Below are 18516 nucleotides of genomic sequence, written 5' to 3' on the forward strand. Positions count from 1 at the left end.
GCCCCCGATCTGGTGACATGACCGATGCCGCATTTGCCGCCCTCCGTTCTTGACCGCGTTCTGCCAATCCGGAGCTGGGCGCGGGTCTATTCCCGGCAGGATCTGTCACGCGACGGGCTTGCCGCGGTGATCGTCACGGTCATGCTGATCCCGCAGTCGCTGGCCTATGCCATGCTGGCGGGCATGCCACCCGAGGCCGGGATCTATGCCTCGATCCTGCCGATCATCGCCTATGCGCTGTTCGGCTCCAGCCGGGTGCTGGCAGTGGGGCCGGTTGCCGTGGTGTCGCTGATGACCGCCGCCGCGCTGGGTGAGGTGGCGGAGGCCGGAACCGCCACCTACGCCAGCGCCGCCTTGACGCTGGCCGCGCTGTCCGGGGCGATGCTTCTGGCCATGGGTCTGATGCGCATGGGCTTCGTCGCCAACTTCCTGTCCCATCCGGTGATTGCAGGGTTCATCACCGCCTCGGGTATCCTGATCGCCATGGGCCAGCTTGGACCGCTTCTGGGGATAGGGGTCAAAGGAGCCTCTTTGCCCGAGTTGCTGGACGGTATCGGCGGCAAGATCACGGGCCTCAGTTGGCGCACCACCCTGATCGGGGGCCTGTCGCTGGCGTTCCTCACCTGGGTGCGGCGGCACATGAAGGCCACGCTGCGCGGGGCGGGCGCCGGACCGGTTCTCGCCGATGCCCTGGCCAAATCTGGCCCGGTCCTTGCGGTCGTCGCCTCTACCCTCGCCGTCTGGGCGCTGGAATGGCAGGACGCGGGCGTTGCCGTGGTGGGCCACGTTCCCGCCGCACTGCCCCCCTTCACCCTGCCCGGATTTTCCCTTGCCCTGATCCGCGAGCTTGCCCTGCCCGCGCTGCTGATTTCGGTGGTGGGGTTCGTCGAATCCGTTTCGGTGGCGCAAACCCTTGCAGCGCGCAAACGCCAGCGCATCCAGCCGGATCAGGAATTGATCGGCCTTGGCGCGGCCAATCTTGCCGCCGGCTTCTCGGGCGGATTTCCGGTGACAGGCGGCTTTGCGCGGTCGGTCGTCAATGCCGATGCGGGGGCCGTCACGCCGGCGGCGGGCATCTTCACCGCCCTCGGCCTGGCCTTTGCCGGGCTGGTGCTGACGCCACTGCTCCACTTCCTGCCCAAGGCCACACTGGCCGCCACCATCATCATCGCCGTTCTGGGTCTTGTGGACCTGTCGATCCTGCGCCGTGCCTTCGGCTATTCCCGCGCCGATTTCACCGCGGTTGCCGGAACCATCCTTGTCACCCTGCTTTTCGGCGTCGAGGCCGGAATTTCCGCCGGCGTCCTTCTGTCCATCGGGTTGCACCTGTGGCGCTCTTCGCGCCCGCATGTGGCCGAGGTCGGACTCGTCGCAGGCACCGAGCATTTCCGCAACATCCTGCGTCACCGGGTCATCACCGACCCCGCAGTCGTCACGCTGCGCATCGACGAAAGCCTGTATTTCGCCAACACCCGCTATCTGGAAGAGCTGATCCTGCAGCGCAGCGCCAATGCGCCTGGCCTGCGCCACGTCATCCTGATGTGTTCGGCGGTGAACGAAATCGACATGACTGCGCTGGACGCGCTGGAGGCGCTGAACCATCATCTCAGGGACCGGGGCATCTCGCTCAACCTGTCCGAGGTCAAGGGCCCGGTGATGGACCGGCTGCAACGCACCAGTTTCCTAGACCAGCTGACGGGGAGCGTGTTTCTCAGCCAGCATGAGGCCTTCCGGGTGCTGACCACCCGCGCCGGAGAGGGGCTGGACGCCCGGCCCGGCCCAAGGCAATCTGGCGGGGCAAGGGGGGCATGCGATGGACCTGAATTCCGATCTGGGCGAGGGCTTTGGCCCCTGGGCAATGGGCGATGATGCGGCGATGCTGGGCATCGTCACCTCGGCCAACATCGCCTGCGGCGGCCACGCGAGCGATCCTGACACCATGTTTGCCACGCTGCGCATGGCGGCGGAAAAGGGGGTCTGCATCGGGGCGCATCCGGGCTATGCCGACCGTCTGGGCTTTGGCCGCCGGGTGATCCCGATGGAGCCGGCCGAGATTGCCCGCATGGTCGCCGCGCAGGTTGGCGCGTTGCAGGGCGTGGCGGCCTTGGCCGGGGCGAAAGTGGCCTATGTCAAGGCCCACGGCGCCCTGGCCAATCTGGCCGCCGACCGGCGCGAGGTGGCCGATGCCATTGCAGGCGCCGTCAAGGCCTTGCCGGGCGGGCTGGCCATCCTTGCGATTTCCGGCACTGAACTGGAGGCTGCCGGCCGCGCCGCCGATTTGCCCACCTTCTCGGAAATCTTCGCTGACCGCGCCTATCTGCCCAACGGCCGCCTCGTGCCGCGATCGCGTCCCGACGCGATGATCCTTGGTGCGAAAGCCGCCGCAGACCGGCTGATCGACTTCCTGGACAGCGGTCGGATGCCGGTGATCGGGGGCGATCCGATACCCTTGGCCGCGCAATCAATCTGCGTGCATGGCGACAGTCCCGAGGCGGTGGCCATGGCCGCCGAGATCCGCGCCCGGCTGACGGCGGCGGGGGTGAAGCTGGCCCCGTTCCGGGCATGACGCAGGCTCCCCTGTTCCGCCCCGTGGCCGAACATGGCCTGCTGGTCGAATTTGGCGACCGGCTGGAGGAGGCCACACATGCCGCCGTGCTGCGGCTTGACCAGGCGCTGGCGGCCGACCCTTTCCCCGGATTTGCCGAGGCTATTCCGGCCTATGTCAACCTTCTGGTACGGTTTGACCCCTTGGTCACCGACCATGTCCGGGTCGCGGCCCACCTTCAAGCCCTGTTGCGCCAACCGGCGGGCGCGGCGCAGGCCGGCGCGCTTCGCACCGTGGATGTCGTCTATGACGGCCCTGATCTGGCCGAGGTCGCAGCGCTGAGCGGCCTGACCACCGGACAGGTGATTGCCACCCATCTTTCGGGCGCATATCGCGTCGCGCTTTACGGTTTTGCGCCGGGTTATGCCTACCTTTCCGGCCTGCCCGATCCGATCCGCCTGCCGCGGAAAGAGGCCGCCATCCGGGGAGTTCCCGCCGGGTCGGTCATCATTGCCGCGGGGCAATGCATCGTCACCACGCTGACCATGCCCACCGGCTGGTGGATCATCGGCCATTCGCCGACACCGATCCTTGATCCGAACGGCCCGCGACCTTTCCTGTTCGATGTCGGCGACCGGGTGCAATTCCGGCAGGTAACGGCATGACGGCGCGTCTGCAGATCCGCTTTGCCGGGCCGCATGTCTCGGTGCAGGACGGCGGGCGCCCCGGTCTTGCGCGCTTTGGCGTGCCGCAGTCGGGGCCGATGGACCGCACCGCACTGGCGGCGGCCAATCTTGCGCTCGGCAATCCGGCAGGGGCGGCCTGCATCGAGGTATCGCTGGGCGGCCTGACGCTGGAGTGCCGCGAAGGGCAGGTCAGCTTTGCCATCGCCGGAGGAGGATTCATCGTGGAGCATGCCGGGCGCAAGTCCGGTGCGTGGCAGGTCGCCACCCTGCGCGCGGGCGAGATCCTTACCCTGCGCCCCGGACCTTGGGGGGCGTGGTGTTATCTCGCCTTCGCCGGAGACTTGCAGGCCCCCACCTGGTTGAATTCCCGGGCCACCCATTCGCAATCGGGTTTCGGCGGCGGCAAACTGACGACCGGCGGCACGGTTGACATTGCTGCGCCCCGCCTCGTGCCCCACCTTGCGCCCGACGCCCCGCTGCCCTGCCCGCCGTTCGTCCGCCCGTTGCGGGAAATCCGCGCCACGCTTGGCCCGCAGGACCGGTTCTTCACCCCCGACCAGATCGCAGCCCTCGAAGGCGCGGTCTGGCGGATGTCGGGCGCCTATGACCGGATGGGCGTGCGCCTGTCGGGGCCGAAGCTGCCCCCCGATGCGCCTTTGGACATGCCCTCCGAACCCGTTGCGCGTGGCTCGGTACAGGTGGCCGGGGACGGCGTCGCAACCGTGCTTCTGGCCGACCACCAGACCACCGGAGGCTATCCGAAGATCGCCACTGTGCTGGATGCCGATCTTGACCGCTTCGCCCAGTTGCGCCCGGGCGAGGCGTTCCAGTTTCGTCTGGTTTCCCCCGCCGAGGCCGTTGCCCATGCCCGTCTCATGGCCCGCCTGCGGACAACCTGGCTCGCCTCGCTTGGCCGTCAGCGATAGAGCCCGGCCTGCGCCCCCTCTCGCGCCAGCTGCATCAAGAGATCCAACGCCGGCGACGTCGCCCCCGCCTGCCGCCGGGTGATGCCCACCGCTCCGGCGAGATAGCGGGCGTCGGTCGGCAGAACTGCAAGATCGCCGCGGTCAAGGTCTTCGGCCACCACCCCGCGCGAGATGAACCACAGCGCGTCGGACCCCAGCAGAACCCCGCGCGCCAAGGGCAGCGCGACGGCCTCGATCGCAGGCCGGACCAGACCTAGCCCGAGACTGACCAGATAGTCATCCACCGCCCCCCGGATGATCGCGCCTTCGGGCGGCAGGATCAGAGGGCAAGCGGCCAGCGCGGCGCGGGTGTCGCCGATCAACGGATGGCCGGAGCGGGCAACCAGCACGATCTCTTCGTCATAAAGATGTTCGAATGCCAGCCCCGCCACCTCGCGCGCACCGGGCAGACGGCCAAGCATCAGGTCGATGGTGCCATCGCGCAAAAGCCCGGTCAGATAGCTGTGCGGGCCGGTGATGACCGACAGCAGCACCTCGGGCGCCAGATCACGCAGGCGCAAGGCGATGCGGGGGAACAGCCTTGTCGCGGCGGTGGGCAGGACCCCCACCGTCAGCCGCCCCTGCCCTGCGCCGGGATGCAGCGACGCCGCCGCGGTCTCCAGCGCCTGCAAGGCAAGGCTCGCATGCTGGCGAAAGCGCCCGCCCTGTTCGGTCAACACCATCCGCCGGCTCTCGCGCCGAAACAGCGGCACACCCAGCAGCATCTCCGCCTCGGCAAGCGTCCGGGACAGCGCGGGCTGGGTGATGCCCTGAGCCCGGGCGACCTGCGACAGGCTTCCCGTTGCCGCAATATCCAGAACTGCACGGATATGGCGCAGTTTCAGGCCGGGGTGTATGCCCGTATGGTTATGCATATTTGCCAATTTTGCATTATCCCGCGCCAAGCTTGCTTGTTAGATTATGCATCAAGGGGAGAGACCCATGCAAGTTCTGACACGGCCCTGGGGGGCGATGCATTACCGGCTTGATGGCGCAGCCACGGGAAAGACTGTGGTGTTCGCCAATTCGCTTGGCACCGACCTGCGGCTGTGGGATGCGCTTGTGCCGCTTTTGCCAAAGGATTTGCGGCTGGTGCGCTATGACAAGCGCGGGCATGGGCTGTCTGATCTGGGCGGGCCGGTCTCGGCGGCGGACCTTGCCGACGACGCCGCCGCGCTGATCGACCATCTCGGCGGGCCGGTGGTGTTCGTCGGCCTGTCCATCGGCGGATTGATTGCGCAAGCCTTGGCGGCGCGGCGGCCTGACCTGCTGCACGCCGTGGTGATTTCCAATTCCGCGGCGAAACTGGGCACGCCGGACAGTTGGCGGGCGCGGATTGATGCCGTCCGCGCCCACGGCCTTGCCAGCATAGCCGATGCGGTGATGGAGCGCTGGTTCGCCCCTGCCTTCCGCAACAGCCCGGCCGTAATCCCTTGGCGCAACATGATGATCCGCACCCCGGCCGAGGGCTACATCGCCGCCTGCGGCGCCTTGGCAGCGGCCGACCAGACCGAGGCCACGCGCGCCCTGCGCCTGCCGGCGCTGGTGATTGCGGGGGCCGAAGATGGCTCCACCCCGCCCGATCTGGTACGGGCCACGGCAGCGTTGATCCCCGGCGCGGAATTCCACGTCATCCCCGGCACCGGGCATCTGCCCTGCGTCGAAAACCCCGCCGCCTATGCCGCGATCCTTACCCCCTTTCTCAAGGCCCACGCATGACCGCGCTTTCCGAAATGGCCATGAAGACCCGCCGCCGCGTTCTGGGCGATGCCCATGTCAATCGGGCCGAGGCCGCCAAGACCGCCTTTGACGCGCCGTTTCAGGCGCTCATCACCGATGCCGCCTGGGGCCATGTCTGGAGCCGCGACACCATTTCCCTGCGCGAACGCTCGATGCTGACGATTGCGCTGCTGGCCGGGCTGGGGAACGACCACGAGCTTGCCATGCACATCCGCGCCACGGCCAACACCGGGGCATCCGAGGCCGATGTGATGGAGGCCCTGTTGCACGTCGCCATTTACGCCGGCGTGCCGCGCGCCAATCATGCCATCAAGATCGCCAAGGAAACCTTTGCCGCCATGAGGGAGGCCCCATGAAACCCGCCCCGAAGCCCGCCGAGTTCTACCAGCGTGACCGGCTCTGGCAGCCCCCCGCCCATGCGCCGAACTACAAGACCTCGGTGCCGCGCAGCCCGCGGCAGGCGCTGCTTTCCCTGCAAGGCTCGATGTCGGAAATCACCGGGCCGGTCTTTGGCCATGACGACATCGCGCCCTTGGACAATGATCTCCTCAAGAACTACGCCAAGACCGGCGATCCGGTGGGCGAACGGATCATCGTTCATGGCCGGGTGCTGGACGAAAACGGCCGCCCGGTGCCGAAGACGCTGGTGGAAATCTGGCAGGCCAACGCCGGCGGGCGCTATCGGCACAAGAAGGACAGCTACCTTGCCCCCATCGACCCGAATTTCGGCGGCTGCGGGCGGACGCTGACGGACGAGAACGGGTTCTACTATTTCCGCACGGTCAAACCCGGCGCTTACCCGTGGCGCAACTGGGTGAACAACTGGCGCCCGGCGCATATCCATGTCTCGGTGTTTGGCACCGCCTTTGCCCAGCGGCTCATCACCCAGATGTATTTCGAAGGCGACCCGCTGATTGCCAGATGCCCGATTGTGCAGACCATCCCCGACCCCAAAGCGATTGAACAACTCATCGCGCCCCTCGATATGAACGCGGCGATCCCCTTGGACAGCCTCGCCTATAAATTCGACATCGTGCTGCGGGGCCGTCGGTCGACGCTGTTCGAAAACCGGCTGGAGGGGAACTGAGATGCCGCAGCCATTGAACTATCTGAAAGAAACCCCCTCACAGACCGCAGGGCCTTACGTTCATATCGGCCTTGCCCCCGGCGCGGCCGGATTCCAGATCTTTGAACGCGAGCTTGGTTGGGACATTGCCGGGCCGGATGCGCCCGGAGAGCGTATCCGCGTCGAAGGCGTGGTGCTGGATGGCACCGGCGCGCCGGTCAAGGATGTGATGCTGGAAGTCTGGCAGGCCGACGCCAATGGCATCTACCCCCACCCCGAAGACCCGCGCGCGGCCGAGGTGGCCAAGGGCTTTCGCGGCTGGGGCCGGGTGATTACCGATTTCGAGACCGGGGTTTGGGGCTTTGACACCATCAAGCCCGGCGCGGTGACGGGCCGCAACGGCCGGATCATGTCGCCGCATCTGAACCTGTGGATCGTGGCGCGCGGCATCAACATCGGCCTCAACACCCGGATGTATTTCGAGGATGAGGACAACGCCGCCGACCCGGTGATGAACCTCATCGAACAGGCCCACCGCCGCGAAACCCTTCTGGCGCGCAAGGTGGCCCCCGGTCAGTACCGCTTTGACATCTGCCTGCAGGGTGACGGAGAAACCGTGTTCATGGATATCTAAATGGCTGATGTAAAAGGCAAACCCTGCGTCATCTGCGTGGCGATCACCGGCTCCTTGCCGACCAAGGCCAACAACCCCGCGGTGCCGATCACCGTGGCCGAGCAGGTCGAAAGCACGCATGAGGCCTTCGAGGCCGGCGCGAGCATCGCCCATTGCCATGTGCGCGACGACGAGGGCAAACCCACCTCGGACCCCGAGCGGTTTGCCCGGCTGAAGGAAGGGATCGAGGCGCATTGCCCCGGCATGATCGTGCAACTGTCCACCGGGGGACGGTCGGGCGCGGGGCAGGCGCGCGGCGGCATGCTGCCGCTGCGTCCCGACATGGCGAGCCTGTCGGTCGGGTCGAACAACTTTCCGACCCGGGTTTATGAAAACCCGCCGGATCTGGTGGACTGGCTCGCCGCCGAGATGCTGCGCCATGGCGTCAAGCCCGAGATCGAGGCGTTCGACCTGTCCCATATCCTCAGGGCGCATGAGATGCAGCAAAAGGGCCAGCTTGCCGGCACGCCCTATGTGCAGTTCGTCATGGGCGTGAAAAATGCCATGCCCGCCGACCGCGATGTGTTCGACTACTATATCCGCACTGTTGAACGGCTGTTCGGAAAAGACGCGCCCTGGTGCGCGGCGGGCATCGGGCCGGCGCAGATCGTGCTGAACGACTGGGCGGTATCTTCGGGCGGCCATGCCCGCACCGGGCTGGAAGACAATGTGCGGCTGGACCGCGACAGGCTGGCGCCTTCGAACGCAGCCCTTGTGGCCCGGGTGGTGGCGCTTTGCGAGAAATACGAACGCCCGGTTGCGGATTGGCGGCAGGCGCGGCAGATACTCGGCCTTGCCGCCCCCATGTAAGGACCGCCCATGCCCGCCGCCCCCGCCGACAGCCCGCTTTACGCCCGCCTTTTCGGCGATGACGAGGCCGCGCGGCTGTTCTCCGACAGCGCCGAGGTGCGGGCGATGCTGCTGGTCGAGGGCGCCTTGGCCAAGGTGCAGGGTGAGCTTGGGGTGATCCCGGCGGAAAGTGCCGCCTTCCTGCACCGCTCCTCCTTTGAGGTGCAGATCGACCCTTCGGCGCTGGCGGCGGAGACGGCGGTGAATGGGGTGCCGGTTCCGGCGCTGGTGACCGCGTTCCGCAAGGCCTGCAACGCGCCGGACCATGCCGCCTTTGCGCATTGGGGCGCGACCAGTCAGGACATCATGGACACCGCCTTGGCACTACGGCTGAAACGCCTGATCGAGCTGTGGGAAACCCGGCTGGAGGCGCTGCTGTCGGCGCTGGCAACGCTGGCGGACACCCATGCCACCTTGCCCATGGCCGCCCGCACCTATGGTCAGGCGGCCACGCCCACCAGTTTCGGCGCGGTTGTGGCGGGATGGGGCTGGCCTCTCGTGGCCCAGCGGCAGGCGCTGGCCCTTCTGCGGCCCGCGCTTTTGCGCGTCTCGCTTTCCGGCGCGGCCGGCACGCTTTCGGCGATGGGCGACAAGGGGCCAGAGGTCCGGGCGGAGCTGGCAAAGGCGCTGGGACTGGCCGACCCCGTCCACAGCTGGCACAGCGACCGCACCGGGATCGGCGCGCTGGCGGGCTGGATGGCGACCACGTCTGCCGCGCTGGGCAAGCTGGGCGAGGATCTGATCCTGATGACGCAGTCCGGGATCGGTGAGGTTCAGATTTCAGGCGCGGGTGGGTCGTCGACCATGCCGCAAAAGCAGAACCCGGTCGGCCCATCGGTGCTGGTGGCGCTGGCGCGGCAGGTCACGGGACTGGCGGCAACCTTGCAAGGCGCGGGCGCACACCGCCAGCAGCGCGACGGGGCGGCGTGGTTCACCGAGTGGCTGACCCTGCCGCAGATGGCCATTTCGACCAGCCGGGGGGTCGGGCTGGCCTTGGATCTGGCGGGACGCATCGCGCCTGATCCCGCCGCGATGTCCCGCAACCTGAACGATGGCGGCGGGCTGATCCATGCCGAGGCCTTGAGCTTTGCCCTGGCCGAAACCCTGCCCCGTCCCGAGGCGCAGGCGGCCGTCAAGCGGCTCTGCCAAGAGGTGATGGAAACCGGCACGCCGCTGGCGAGCCTTGCCATCCGCGACTTTCCCGGCACCGACTGGGCGGCGCGGCTGGCCTCAGCCGGGCTGGGTCAAGCGCCCATCGAGGCGCGCGCCTTTGCCTACAGCGTCGCCGCCAGCCGCGCCCCCTGATCAATCGCGCGCTTGGCGTCCAGTTCCGCCGCCACATCGGCCCCACCGATCACATGGGCCGTGACGCCCGCCGCGATGAGCCGGTCATAAAGTCCGCGCTCGGGCAACTGGCCGGCGCACAGCACCACGTCATCGACCGGCAAAAGCTGCGCGGTGCCGTCGCGGGTGATCCACAGCCCTTCGGCTGTGATCCGGTCATAGCTGACCCCGCCGAGCATCTTCACCCCCTTGGCCTGCAGGGCGGCGCGGTGAATCCAGCCCGTCGTCTTGCCCAGACCCCGCCCAGGCCTTTCCGCCTTGCGCTGCAACAGCCAGACCTCGCGCGCCGGCGGTTCGGGCAAGGGGCCAGCCAGCCCGCCGGGAGTGATCGCCGGATCACCGACGCCCCATTCGCGCCGCCACTCCTGCGGATGCAGCGTGGCGGAATGGCCGCCCGCCACCAGATATTCTGCCACGTCAAACCCGATGCCGCCTGCGCCAATCACAGCCACCCGCTTGCCAACTGCGGCGCCTTTCAGCACGTCGACATAGCCCAAGGCCCGGGCCTGTCCCAGAATCTGCGGATCGCGCGGCGTGATGCCGGTGGCCACGATCACTTGGTCAAAACCCGTCAGATCAGCGACATCGACCGGGCGGCCAAGCCGGGTTTCAATTTGCAATCGTCTGATTTCATTTAAAAACCATGCCACAAGCCCGTCAAACTCCTCCTTGCCCGGCACCTGCCGCGCAAGGTTCAACTGCCCGCCAAGCGCATCCGCCCGATCGAATAGCACCACCTTGTGCCCGCGCTCTGCCGCGACCTTGGCTGCCATGAGTCCGGCCGGCCCCGCACCGACGACCGCAAGGCGGATCGGGGTTTCAGCGGGCGGATAGCGCAGAACCGTTTCGTGACAGGCGCGCGGGTTCACGAGGCACGAAGTCAGCCTGCCAGCGAAGGTATGGTCAAGACAGGCCTGATTGCAGGCGATGCAGGGCGCGATCTCGGCCGCGCGGCCCGCCGCCGCCTTGGCGACAAAGTCCGGGTCAGCAAGGAAAGGCCGCGCCATGCTGACCATGTCGGCCAGGCCGCGGGCCAGCAGGTCTTCGGCAACATCAGGCGTGTTGATCCGGTTCGAGGCGATGACCGGAATCGTCACCGCATGCCGCAACCTTGCCGTCAGGTGGGCAAAGGCAGCCCGCGGAACGCTCGTCGCAATCGTTGGCACCCGCGCCTCGTGCCAGCCGATGCCGGTGTTGAGAAGGCTGGCCCCCGCCGCCTCAATCGCGCGGGCCAGTTGTTCCACCTCGTCCCAGGTAGAGCCGTTGGGGATGAGATCAATCAGCGAAATCCGGTAGATCAACAGCGCCTCTGGCCCCATCGCAGCCCGCACGCGGGCCACCACCTCGACCGGCAGGCGCATGCGGTTTTCATAAGACCTGCCCCAGCGGTCGGTGCGGCGGTTGACATGGGTGACAAGGAACTGGTTGAGGAAATAGCCCTCGGACCCCATCACCTCCACCCCGTCGTAGCCGGCCTCGCGGGCTCGTGTTGCGGCGGTGACGATGTCGGAAATTTGCTTCTCGATGCCCGCTTCGTCCAACTCCTGCGGCACGAAAGGCGAGATCGGCGATTTCACGGCGCTGGCCGAGACGCAGTCCTTGCCATAGGCATAGCGGCCCGCGTGCAGGATCTGCATGGCAATCTTGCCGCCGGCCTCATGCACCCGGTCTGTGACAAGCCGATGGTTTTCAATGTCTTTGCCGCTGAACAACCCCGCCGCACCGGGAAACACGCCGCCTTCGCGGTTCGGCGCCATGCCGCCCGTCACCATCAGCCCCACCCCGCCGCGTGCGCGGGTAGCGTAGAACTCGGCCACCCGGTTCCAGTCGCCGGTTTCCTCCAGCCCGGTATGCATCGACCCCATCAGCACCCGGTTCTTCAGGGTGACAGGGCCAAGGGTCAGCGGCGCAAGCAGGTTCGGATATGCGGTCATGGGTGTCTCCTCAGGCGCCCAAGATGCAACGCGGCCGGCCCCCTGTCACGCTCAACGCCGCGTCACGCCCAGCGCCGCGTCACGCGGTTGACCGCATCCGCGCATCCCCCTATCCAAGCGGCGAACTCCGGGGGACCGATGCCAGACCTTTTCGCCTATACTGACGGTGCCTGCTCGGGCAATCCCGGCCCCGGTGGCTGGGGCGTGCTGATGATTGCCCGCGAAGGCGGCGCGGTGGTCAAGGAACGCGAATTGTCTGGGGGCGAGCCTGCCACCACCAACAACCGCATGGAGCTGATGGCGGCAATCTCGGCGCTTGAAGCCCTGAGCCGCCCGGTCGACATCACCATCGTCACCGACAGCGCCTATGTGAAGAACGGCGTGACCGAATGGATCCATGGCTGGAAGCGCAACGGCTGGCGCACGGCGGGCAGGGACCCGGTGAAGAACGCCGAGCTGTGGCAGCGGCTGGATGCGGCACAGGCCCGGCACAAGGTGGTGTGGAAGTGGATCAAGGGCCACGCCGGGCATGCCGAGAACGAACGCGCCGATGCCCTGGCCCGCGCCGGAATGGCGCCATTCAAACCCTGAACCTCCTCGAGCATGTCATGCACTCGTCGGGTCGCCCCGCGAGGAGGGCATGACATGTTCGACGAGCGATCGGTTCAGATCCGGAAGATGGGCTGCAACAGGCGCGGCAGCAGCGAGATGAAGCGCAAGGGCGCGTCGGTGGCGGCAAGGCAGATGCAAGCGTCGCCAGTCTCGGCCACGGGGGTATGCTCGTCCGACTCATCGGCAATTTCCACGTCGCCCGGCCCGAACCGCGCCCTGGCATCGTGGAACGCCCCTTGCAGTACCAGCGTCAACTCAAGACCGCGATGGCCATGGTCTGGCACGCCTTGCCCGGCGGGGATGTAGAGCAACCGCGCCGAGGCCCCCTTGGCTGTCGGCAGGATCGCCTGCCGCACGCCCATGCCGAGCGACCTCCAGCGCACCTTGTCCAGATCGCCACCGACATAATCCGCCAGAGGCGACGGCAACAGCCCCCGGCGCGGGGCGGGTCTGTGCGGGGTATCGGGCTGGCCAAGTCGGGCAAGACAAGCCTCCAGGCTGGCCTCGCCCATCTCGGCGGTCTCGGTTTCCAGCACGGCGCCGCCGATCGCCTCATAGGCTTCGATCCGGATGCGGCAGTCGTCACACAGCGAGACATGGGTGGCGGCCACCAGCGAGAAGGCTTCGGGCAAGCTGCCTGCCGCGTAGGCGATCAGGAGTTGGTCGGAAAGGTGATGTGTGATCGTCATGGTCTCAGCTCATCTTCATCCGCAGCCGGTCAATCGCCAGCCGGATTCGCGATTTTATGGTGCCCAGGGGAAGGCCGGTCTCCGAGGCGATCTCGCGGTGCGAAAGCTCGCCATAGAAGGCCCGCGCCACCAGCGCGCGTTGCGCCTCGGGCAGGGATTGCAGGGCCGCGGTCAGGCGCGCGGCGTCTTGCGCGGCCTCATAAAGATCCGCCTGATCGGGTTCGTGGACATCGCCGCCCCACTCCAGCACCTCGGGCTCGGGGCGGCGGTCGCGGCGGGCAATGTCGATGCGGCGGTTGCGGGCGATGGTGAAAACCCATGTGCCGACAGAGGCCCGCGCAGGATCAAAGAGATGCGCCTTCTGCCAGACAGTTGCCAGCACATCCTGCGCGCAATCCTCGGCCAGCGCCGCTTCGGTGCCGGATTTCATCAGAAAGGCCTTCACCCGCGGTGCGAAATGGCGAAACAGCATGGCGAAGGCGGCCCGGTCCTGCCGGTCCCGCACCGCAACCATCAATGCCGCCCAGTCGGTTTCGTCCGTTGCCGCCAATCGCCTGCCCTGCACCGCCTGCTTTGGCCCAGCATAGGCCCTAGGCAGGTCTGCCGCATCGGGATTTTGCAGGGCGATGGCATGGCTCATCATGCAGATCTTACGCCAGCCAAGCCAATCCGGATCACCGCGCCGGTGATCCAAATTCAACTTGCCTTCGCAAGACCTGAAACTCCGACCCGGGGGGCAGACCATGCCGTTCGAGGCTTTCGGCCCTTCGCCGCGTCGCAGTGCCATTGGTGGCGCGGGCACGGCCCGGCTTTGGCGCCGGGATCCGCCCGAAGTCGCCAGTCGTCGCCATCCGGTGCGCGGCCAGGGGGGTGATGCTGCGGGCAAAGGCGGGGGCGGGCGTGCAGAAGATCGCCTGCCGCTCACCCCTTCAGCCGCTTGGTCCCGCCCGCTTACCCCACTTGCAGGCAGGCCATGAAGAACCCGTCCATCCCGCCCTTTTCCGCCCAGTGATCAGGCCGCAGCCGCAGCCCGCCCTCGGAGGTGATCCATGCCGGGTCGAGCCCCTGAACCGTAGGCGCGATCACCCGCAGGCCGGGATTGCGGGCCAGGGCAGCGGCAAGCTGGGCCTCGCCTTCTTCGGGCAGAAGCGAGCAGGTGCAATAGACCAGCCGCCCGCCCGGGCGCAGCCAGCCCAGGGCGCGGTCCAGCAATTTCGCCTGCAGCTCCACCAGCCCGGCGATTTCCGAGCCATCCTTCACGAAGGGCAGGTCGGGATGGCGGCGGATGGTGCCGGTGGCCGAACAGGGCGCGTCCAGCACGATGGCATCGAACGGCGTAGCGGGGGCCCATTGCAGCGCATCGGCCACGACGCAGTCCGCCGCAAGCCCGGTGCGGCCAAGGTTCTCCTGCACCCGTGTCATGCGGGGGCCAGAGATGTCCAGCGCCGTCACCTGCGCGCCGGCAGCGGCAAGCTGCAGGGTCTTGCCACCGGGGGCCGCGCAAAGGTCCAGCACCCTGAGACCCTGCACCTTGCCCAGCAGCGGCACCGCCAAGGCTGCGGCAGCATCCTGCACCCACCAGCCGCCTGCCTCGTACCCCGGCAGGGTTGAGACCTGCGCCCGGTCGGCCAGGCGCAGACTGCCCGTCGGCAGGGCCTCACCCTCGGGAGGTTCGGCACCTGTGCGCAGCGTCAGATCCAGCGGCGGTGCCATGGCCTGCACCGCCTCGATCGCGGTCACGATCTCGCGCCCATAGGCATGCACCAACGGTTGCCGCAGCCAGCGCGGCATTTTCTGCACCGGGGTCAGGGCAAGCTCTTCGGGCAGCTGCCGCAACACCGCGTTGACCAGCCCGGACAGATGACCCGTCTTGCGGCTGGACCGCGCCAGCCCGACGGCTTCGTTCACCACGCCATGCGGGGCGGCGCCCCCGGCAAGTTCCACCACGGCAAGGCGCAGGATGTTCAGCACCGGCAAAGGCGGGGCCTTGCGCAACAGGGGTTTCAACACCTTGTCAGCCGGTTCGATGGCGCGCAGGGTCTCGGTTGCAAGCCGCTGGGCGCGGGCGCGGTCGGCCGGCGAAAGCCCAGCAAAGCCCGGCTCGTCCAGAGCTTGCGCCAGAAGCCGGCCCTCGCCCAGAACGGCGTTCAACAGCGCCACCGCCCCTGCCCGTGCAGAACCCGGTCGTGCCGATCCGGTCTTTCCCTGCGCCATTACATGTCCTTGCCGCAATCCCTGACCCGACCTATATCACCGGAACCGCCCGAAGGGATAGACCATGTCCGAAGCCCCCGAACTGCCGCCCGCCGCCCAGCGCGCCCTGGCCGAGGCCGAGGCCCGCCGCAAGGCCGCCAAAGCCGCCGAGATGCCGCCCGAACTTGGCGGCCGCGACGGGCCGGAGCCGGTGCGCTTTGGCGATTGGGAGAAAAAGGGGCTGGCGGTGGATTTCTGATCCGCAGCTCACAGACCCAGAACATCCATCATGTCATAGCGCCCGGGCTTCTGCCCCTGCCCCCACAGCGCGGCGCGCAGTGCGCCACGGGCAAAGATGGTGCGGTCGGTCGCCACATGGCGCAGGATGATCCGCTCGCCTTCGCCCGCGAACAGCACGTCATGCTCGCCCACGATATCCCCGCCGCGCACCGCCGAAAACCCGATGCTGCCGCGTTCGCGCGCGCCGGTGATGCCATCGCGGCCCGAAACCTTCGCCGCCTCCAGCGCCACGCCGCGCCCCTCGGCCGCAGCCTGCCCCAGCATCAGCGCTGTGCCCGAGGGCGCGTCGACCTTCATCCGGTGATGCGCCTCGATCACCTCGATGTCCCAATCGGCATCAAGCGCCGCCGCCACCTTCTGCGTCATGCGCGCCAGCAGGTTCACCCCGAGGCTCATGTTGCCGGCCTGGATGATCACGGCGTGACGGGCGGCGGCATCCAGCCGCGCATGATGCGCGGGCTCCAGCCCGGTGGTGCCGACCACATGCACCGCGCGGGCCTGCGCGGCAAGCGCCGCGAATTCCACTGTCGCGGCGGGGGCGGTAAAGTCGATCACGGCCTGCGCCCGGGCAAAGGCCGGCAGCGGATCATCGGTCACGGTCACGCCTAGGGCAGCCCCTCCCATCGCCTCTCCCACATCCCGGCCAAGCCAGGGATTTCCGGCGCGCTCCACGCAGCCCACCAGCCGCGCTTTGCCCGAGGCGGTGATGGTCTTGACCAACATTTGCCCCATCCGGCCCGAGGCCCCGGTGACGACGATTCCCGGCAGGTTTTCCATGGCGCACCCCTTTGTTCCAACGCCCGTTTAGCGCCCTTCGGCGCATGCGGAAAGCCCGGCGTTGCGGGCAGGGCCAAAAGGGCTTACATGGCGCTCATGTCCAACAAGCGCTTCCATTCGGCCAATGGCCCCTCGCAACGCCAACTTCGCGTCGGTGAACTCATCCGCCGCACGCTGTCTGACGTGTTGAACCGGGCCGAGATCCACGACCCCGAGCTGAACGCGATGTCGATCACCGTGGGCGAGGTGTCCTGCTCGCCCGACCTGAAGGTGGCGACGGTCTATGTCATGCCGCTGATGGGGTCGGTCCCGGTCGAAAATGCCATCGCCGCGCTGGCCCGCAACAAGGCCGAATTGCGCCACCGGGTCGCGCAGGAAATGACGCTGAAATACGCCCCGGACCTGCGGTTCCGCCCGGATGAAACCTTTGATCGGCTGGACGAGACGCGGCGGATGTTCTCCGACCCCTCGGTGCTGCGCGATCTTGGGTCCGAGACCGACGGCGATGAGGATTGAGGCAGTCCTTCTTGCGCTGTGCCTGCCGGGCATGGCGCAGGCGGTGACCTGCCGGGACGACAGCTTTGAGGGTGCGTCCTATTCGGTCTGCGCAGTCAGCCCCGAGGAAGATCTGCGCCTGTTCCTGAACGGGCCGGAAGGCCCCTATGGCAGCTTCGCGGCGGTGGAGACCGCGCTTGCGGCCAAGGGGCAAAAGCTGGCCTTTGCCATGAATGCCGGCATGTTCCACAGCGATCTGTCACCGGCCGGGCTTTATATCGAGAACCGCCAGCAGAAGATGCGGCTTATCACCTCCGAAGGGCCGGGGAATTTCGGCCTCTTGCCGAACGGCGTATTCTGCGCGGGCGAGGGTTTTGCGATCATCGAAAGCCGCGCCTTCAAGGCGTCCCCGCCGGAGTGTCGCTATGCCACGCAATCCGGCCCGCTGCTGGTGATCGACGGCGCGTTGCATCCCATGTTCGTGCCGGGGTCAGACAGCTTCAACTACCGCAATGGCGTCGGGGTGGCCGAGGATGGCCGGGCGCTGTTTGCCATTTCGAACGACGCGGTCAACTTCCACGCCTTCGCCCGCTATTTCCGCGATGTGCTGGGGGTGAAGAACGCGCTTTTCCTTGATGGTTCGATCTCGCGGCTGTATGCGCCCGAGCTTGACCGCGACGATATGGGCTTTCCGATGGGGCCGATCGTCGGCGTTGTGACGGCAAGGGATTAGGATGGCACGCGGCAAGAAGGGGCGGCCGGTCAATGGCTGGCTGGTGGTGGACAAGCCTGCGGGGGTTGGCTCTACCACTGTGGTAAACAAGGTGAAATGGGCGTTTGGCGCCCAGAAGGCGGGCCATGCCGGCACGCTTGACCCGGCGGCGACCGGGGTGCTGGCGGTGGCCCTGGGCGAAGCGACCAAGACGGTGCCCTATATCACCGACGCGCTGAAATGCTACCGCTTCCGGGTGACGCTGGGGGCCTCGACCACCACCGATGACGCCGAAGGCGAGGTGCTGGACACCCGCGAGAACCGCCCGTCAGACGCCGAAATTGAGGCCGCCCTAGTGGCGTTCCGCGGCGACATCGCCCAGGTGCCGCCGCAGTTCTCGGCCGTGAAGGTGGATGGCGAGCGGGCCTATGACCTTGCCCGCGAGGGCGAGCTGATGGACCTTGCCGCCCGTCCGCTCTGGGTCGAGCGGCTGGAGGTTCTCGGTCGCCCCGACGCCGATCACGTCGATCTGGAGATGGTTTGCGGCAAGGGCGGTTATGTCCGCTCCATCGCCCGCGATCTGGGCCGCGCCTTGGGCTGCCTTGGCCATGTGCAATGGCTGCGCCGCGAATGGTCGGGGCCGTTCAACGCGTGCGATGGCGTGTCGCTGGAGGAGATCGACCGGCTGGCCAAGACGCCCGAGATCGACGCCCTGCTGCGCCCTCTGACACTGGGCCTTGCCGATTTGCCGGAGCTGCCCTGCACGCCGGAAGGCGCCGCGCGGCTGCGCAATGGCAATCCCGGCATGGTGCTGGCCTCGTCCGTTCACTATGGCGATGAGGCCTGGGCCAGCTATCAGGGTCACCCGGTGGCCGTCGGCATCTACAAGGCGGGCGAGCTGCACCCCTCCCGCGTGTTCAACCTCGACTAGGATGG

General features: G+C 67.4%; 21 protein-coding genes. 15 read left to right on the forward strand and 6 right to left on the reverse strand.

Annotated features, from left to right (window positions below):
* Positions 1-24: 24 nt before the first annotated feature.
* The 4 genes from G4Z14_RS06585 to G4Z14_RS06600 are packed head-to-tail and all read left to right on the forward strand — an operon-like array spanning position 25 to position 4157.
* Entirely contained in the window at positions 25-1869 is a 1845-nt protein-coding gene (locus G4Z14_RS06585) for a SulP family inorganic anion transporter (RefSeq protein ID WP_164624008.1), read from the forward strand.
* Positions 1814-2566: a LamB/YcsF family protein gene (locus tag G4Z14_RS06590; protein ID WP_164624009.1), complete on the forward strand. Its 753-nt coding sequence runs from the start codon at positions 1814-1816 to the stop codon at positions 2564-2566. The genes G4Z14_RS06585 and G4Z14_RS06590 overlap by 56 nt, the downstream gene beginning before the upstream one ends.
* Entirely contained in the window at positions 2563-3210 is a 648-nt protein-coding gene (locus G4Z14_RS06595; RefSeq protein ID WP_164624010.1) for a 5-oxoprolinase subunit B family protein, read from the forward strand. Before G4Z14_RS06590 ends, G4Z14_RS06595 begins: the two co-directional genes overlap by 4 nt.
* Entirely contained in the window at positions 3207-4157 is a 951-nt protein-coding gene (locus G4Z14_RS06600) for a 5-oxoprolinase subunit C family protein (RefSeq protein ID WP_164624011.1), read from the forward strand. The genes G4Z14_RS06595 and G4Z14_RS06600 overlap by 4 nt, the downstream gene beginning before the upstream one ends.
* On the opposite strand, the gene G4Z14_RS06605 is transcribed toward G4Z14_RS06600, so the two are convergent.
* Entirely contained in the window at positions 4148-5071 is a 924-nt protein-coding gene (locus tag G4Z14_RS06605; protein WP_164624012.1) for a LysR substrate-binding domain-containing protein, read from the reverse strand. The genes G4Z14_RS06600 and G4Z14_RS06605 overlap by 10 nt on opposite strands.
* A gap of 67 nt (positions 5072-5138) precedes the next feature.
* On the opposite strand from G4Z14_RS06605, the gene pcaD reads away from it, so the two are divergent.
* From pcaD to G4Z14_RS06635, 6 genes are read left to right on the forward strand one after another with little or no spacing between them, the layout of a single operon-like run.
* Positions 5139-5915, forward strand: coding sequence for a 3-oxoadipate enol-lactonase (gene pcaD, locus G4Z14_RS06610; RefSeq protein WP_164624013.1), 777 nt, complete (start codon positions 5139-5141; stop codon positions 5913-5915).
* Positions 5912-6292 carry a 4-carboxymuconolactone decarboxylase gene (gene pcaC, locus G4Z14_RS06615; protein WP_164624014.1) on the forward strand — a complete coding sequence of 127 codons (381 nt, stop codon included), beginning with the start codon at positions 5912-5914 and terminating at the stop codon, positions 6290-6292. The genes pcaD and pcaC overlap by 4 nt, the downstream gene beginning before the upstream one ends.
* Positions 6289-7023, forward strand: coding sequence for a protocatechuate 3,4-dioxygenase subunit beta (pcaH, locus tag G4Z14_RS06620; RefSeq protein ID WP_164624015.1), 735 nt, complete (start codon positions 6289-6291; stop codon positions 7021-7023). Before pcaC ends, pcaH begins: the two co-directional genes overlap by 4 nt.
* A 1-nt stretch (position 7024) precedes the next feature.
* Positions 7025-7636 (forward strand): protocatechuate 3,4-dioxygenase subunit alpha, encoded by a 612-nt coding sequence (pcaG, locus tag G4Z14_RS06625; protein WP_164624016.1) that lies wholly within the window; start codon positions 7025-7027, stop codon positions 7634-7636.
* Positions 7637-8485, forward strand: a complete 849-nt coding sequence (locus G4Z14_RS06630; protein WP_164624017.1) for a BKACE family enzyme — start codon at positions 7637-7639, stop codon at positions 8483-8485.
* A 9-nt stretch (positions 8486-8494) separates the two neighbouring features.
* Positions 8495-9829, forward strand: a complete 1335-nt coding sequence (locus tag G4Z14_RS06635; protein WP_164624018.1) for a lyase family protein — start codon at positions 8495-8497, stop codon at positions 9827-9829.
* Here the strand turns inward: G4Z14_RS06635 and G4Z14_RS06640 are convergent.
* Positions 9799-11802, reverse strand: a complete 2004-nt coding sequence (locus tag G4Z14_RS06640) for an NADPH-dependent 2,4-dienoyl-CoA reductase (RefSeq protein ID WP_164624019.1) — start codon at positions 11800-11802, stop codon at positions 9799-9801. The genes G4Z14_RS06635 and G4Z14_RS06640 overlap by 31 nt on opposite strands.
* 138 nt (positions 11803-11940) lie before the next feature.
* Here G4Z14_RS06640 and rnhA point away from each other — a divergent pair, with 138 nt between their 5' ends.
* The gene (rnhA, locus tag G4Z14_RS06645; protein ID WP_164624020.1) at positions 11941-12393 is read left to right on the forward strand and encodes a ribonuclease HI; all 453 of its coding nucleotides are present in this window, start codon (positions 11941-11943) and stop codon (positions 12391-12393) included.
* 74 nt (positions 12394-12467) lie between these two features.
* On the opposite strand, the gene G4Z14_RS06650 is transcribed toward rnhA, so the two are convergent.
* From G4Z14_RS06650 to G4Z14_RS06660, 3 genes are all read right to left on the reverse strand, one after another.
* Positions 12468-13103, reverse strand: a complete 636-nt coding sequence (locus G4Z14_RS06650; RefSeq protein WP_164624021.1) for a ChrR family anti-sigma-E factor — start codon at positions 13101-13103, stop codon at positions 12468-12470.
* Between the two features lie 4 nt (positions 13104-13107).
* Complete coding sequence (locus tag G4Z14_RS06655; protein WP_164624677.1) at positions 13108-13617, reverse strand: sigma-70 family RNA polymerase sigma factor; 510 nt, start codon at positions 13615-13617, stop codon at positions 13108-13110.
* A gap of 437 nt (positions 13618-14054) precedes the next feature.
* The gene (locus G4Z14_RS06660) at positions 14055-15317 is read right to left on the reverse strand and encodes an RsmB/NOP family class I SAM-dependent RNA methyltransferase (protein ID WP_164624022.1); all 1263 of its coding nucleotides are present in this window, start codon (positions 15315-15317) and stop codon (positions 14055-14057) included.
* 64 nt (positions 15318-15381) lie between these two features.
* Here G4Z14_RS06660 and G4Z14_RS06665 point away from each other — a divergent pair, with 64 nt between their 5' ends.
* Positions 15382-15555, forward strand: coding sequence for a DUF1674 domain-containing protein (locus tag G4Z14_RS06665; RefSeq protein ID WP_164624023.1), 174 nt, complete (start codon positions 15382-15384; stop codon positions 15553-15555).
* Between the two features lie 8 nt (positions 15556-15563).
* On the opposite strand, the gene dapB is transcribed toward G4Z14_RS06665, so the two are convergent.
* Complete coding sequence (gene dapB, locus G4Z14_RS06670; RefSeq protein WP_164624024.1) at positions 15564-16373, reverse strand: 4-hydroxy-tetrahydrodipicolinate reductase; 810 nt, start codon at positions 16371-16373, stop codon at positions 15564-15566.
* Positions 16374-16469: 96 nt separating this feature from the next.
* On the opposite strand from dapB, the gene rbfA reads away from it, so the two are divergent.
* From rbfA to truB, 3 genes are read left to right on the forward strand one after another with little or no spacing between them, the layout of a single operon-like run.
* Positions 16470-16889, forward strand: a complete 420-nt coding sequence (rbfA, locus tag G4Z14_RS06675) for a 30S ribosome-binding factor RbfA (protein ID WP_407703813.1) — start codon at positions 16470-16472, stop codon at positions 16887-16889.
* Positions 16879-17601: a phosphodiester glycosidase family protein gene (locus G4Z14_RS06680; protein WP_164624026.1), complete on the forward strand. Its 723-nt coding sequence runs from the start codon at positions 16879-16881 to the stop codon at positions 17599-17601. The genes rbfA and G4Z14_RS06680 overlap by 11 nt, the downstream gene beginning before the upstream one ends.
* A 1-nt stretch (position 17602) precedes the next feature.
* Complete coding sequence (gene truB, locus G4Z14_RS06685) at positions 17603-18511, forward strand: tRNA pseudouridine(55) synthase TruB (protein WP_164624027.1); 909 nt, start codon at positions 17603-17605, stop codon at positions 18509-18511.
* Positions 18512-18516: the final 5 nt, after the last annotated feature.

Origin of the sequence: Tabrizicola oligotrophica, assembly GCF_011008935.1 — a bacterium.
Taxonomy (GTDB): domain Bacteria; phylum Pseudomonadota; class Alphaproteobacteria; order Rhodobacterales; family Rhodobacteraceae; genus Tabrizicola_A; species Tabrizicola_A oligotrophica.

What these genes read in the sequence shown, in the direction of transcription:
- pcaG (WP_164624016.1), top strand. Translation starts at nt 7,025, where the DNA reads ATGCCGCAGCCATTGAACTATCTGAAAGAAACCCCCTCACAGACCGCA.
- pcaD (WP_164624013.1), top strand. Translation starts at nt 5,139, where the DNA reads ATGCAAGTTCTGACACGGCCCTGGGGGGCGATGCATTACCGGCTTGAT.
- pcaC (WP_164624014.1), top strand. Translation starts at nt 5,912, where the DNA reads ATGACCGCGCTTTCCGAAATGGCCATGAAGACCCGCCGCCGCGTTCTG.
- G4Z14_RS06605 (WP_164624012.1), bottom strand. Translation starts at nt 5,071, where the DNA reads ATGCATAACCATACGGGCATACACCCCGGCCTGAAACTGCGCCATATC.
- G4Z14_RS06630 (WP_164624017.1), top strand. Translation starts at nt 7,637, where the DNA reads ATGGCTGATGTAAAAGGCAAACCCTGCGTCATCTGCGTGGCGATCACC.
- G4Z14_RS06665 (WP_164624023.1), top strand. Translation starts at nt 15,382, where the DNA reads ATGTCCGAAGCCCCCGAACTGCCGCCCGCCGCCCAGCGCGCCCTGGCC.
- dapB (WP_164624024.1), bottom strand. Translation starts at nt 16,373, where the DNA reads ATGGAAAACCTGCCGGGAATCGTCGTCACCGGGGCCTCGGGCCGGATG.
- rbfA (WP_407703813.1), top strand. Translation starts at nt 16,470, where the DNA reads ATGTCCAACAAGCGCTTCCATTCGGCCAATGGCCCCTCGCAACGCCAA.
- G4Z14_RS06640 (WP_164624019.1), bottom strand. Translation starts at nt 11,802, where the DNA reads ATGACCGCATATCCGAACCTGCTTGCGCCGCTGACCCTTGGCCCTGTC.
- G4Z14_RS06590 (WP_164624009.1), top strand. Translation starts at nt 1,814, where the DNA reads ATGGACCTGAATTCCGATCTGGGCGAGGGCTTTGGCCCCTGGGCAATG.
- pcaH (WP_164624015.1), top strand. Translation starts at nt 6,289, where the DNA reads ATGAAACCCGCCCCGAAGCCCGCCGAGTTCTACCAGCGTGACCGGCTC.
- rnhA (WP_164624020.1), top strand. Translation starts at nt 11,941, where the DNA reads ATGCCAGACCTTTTCGCCTATACTGACGGTGCCTGCTCGGGCAATCCC.
- G4Z14_RS06600 (WP_164624011.1), top strand. Translation starts at nt 3,207, where the DNA reads ATGACGGCGCGTCTGCAGATCCGCTTTGCCGGGCCGCATGTCTCGGTG.
- G4Z14_RS06680 (WP_164624026.1), top strand. Translation starts at nt 16,879, where the DNA reads ATGAGGATTGAGGCAGTCCTTCTTGCGCTGTGCCTGCCGGGCATGGCG.
- G4Z14_RS06635 (WP_164624018.1), top strand. Translation starts at nt 8,495, where the DNA reads ATGCCCGCCGCCCCCGCCGACAGCCCGCTTTACGCCCGCCTTTTCGGC.
- G4Z14_RS06650 (WP_164624021.1), bottom strand. Translation starts at nt 13,103, where the DNA reads ATGACGATCACACATCACCTTTCCGACCAACTCCTGATCGCCTACGCG.
- G4Z14_RS06655 (WP_164624677.1), bottom strand. Translation starts at nt 13,617, where the DNA reads ATGGTTGCGGTGCGGGACCGGCAGGACCGGGCCGCCTTCGCCATGCTG.
- G4Z14_RS06585 (WP_164624008.1), top strand. Translation starts at nt 25, where the DNA reads ATGCCGCATTTGCCGCCCTCCGTTCTTGACCGCGTTCTGCCAATCCGG.
- G4Z14_RS06595 (WP_164624010.1), top strand. Translation starts at nt 2,563, where the DNA reads ATGACGCAGGCTCCCCTGTTCCGCCCCGTGGCCGAACATGGCCTGCTG.
- G4Z14_RS06660 (WP_164624022.1), bottom strand. Translation starts at nt 15,317, where the DNA reads ATGGCGCAGGGAAAGACCGGATCGGCACGACCGGGTTCTGCACGGGCA.
- truB (WP_164624027.1), top strand. Translation starts at nt 17,603, where the DNA reads ATGGCACGCGGCAAGAAGGGGCGGCCGGTCAATGGCTGGCTGGTGGTG.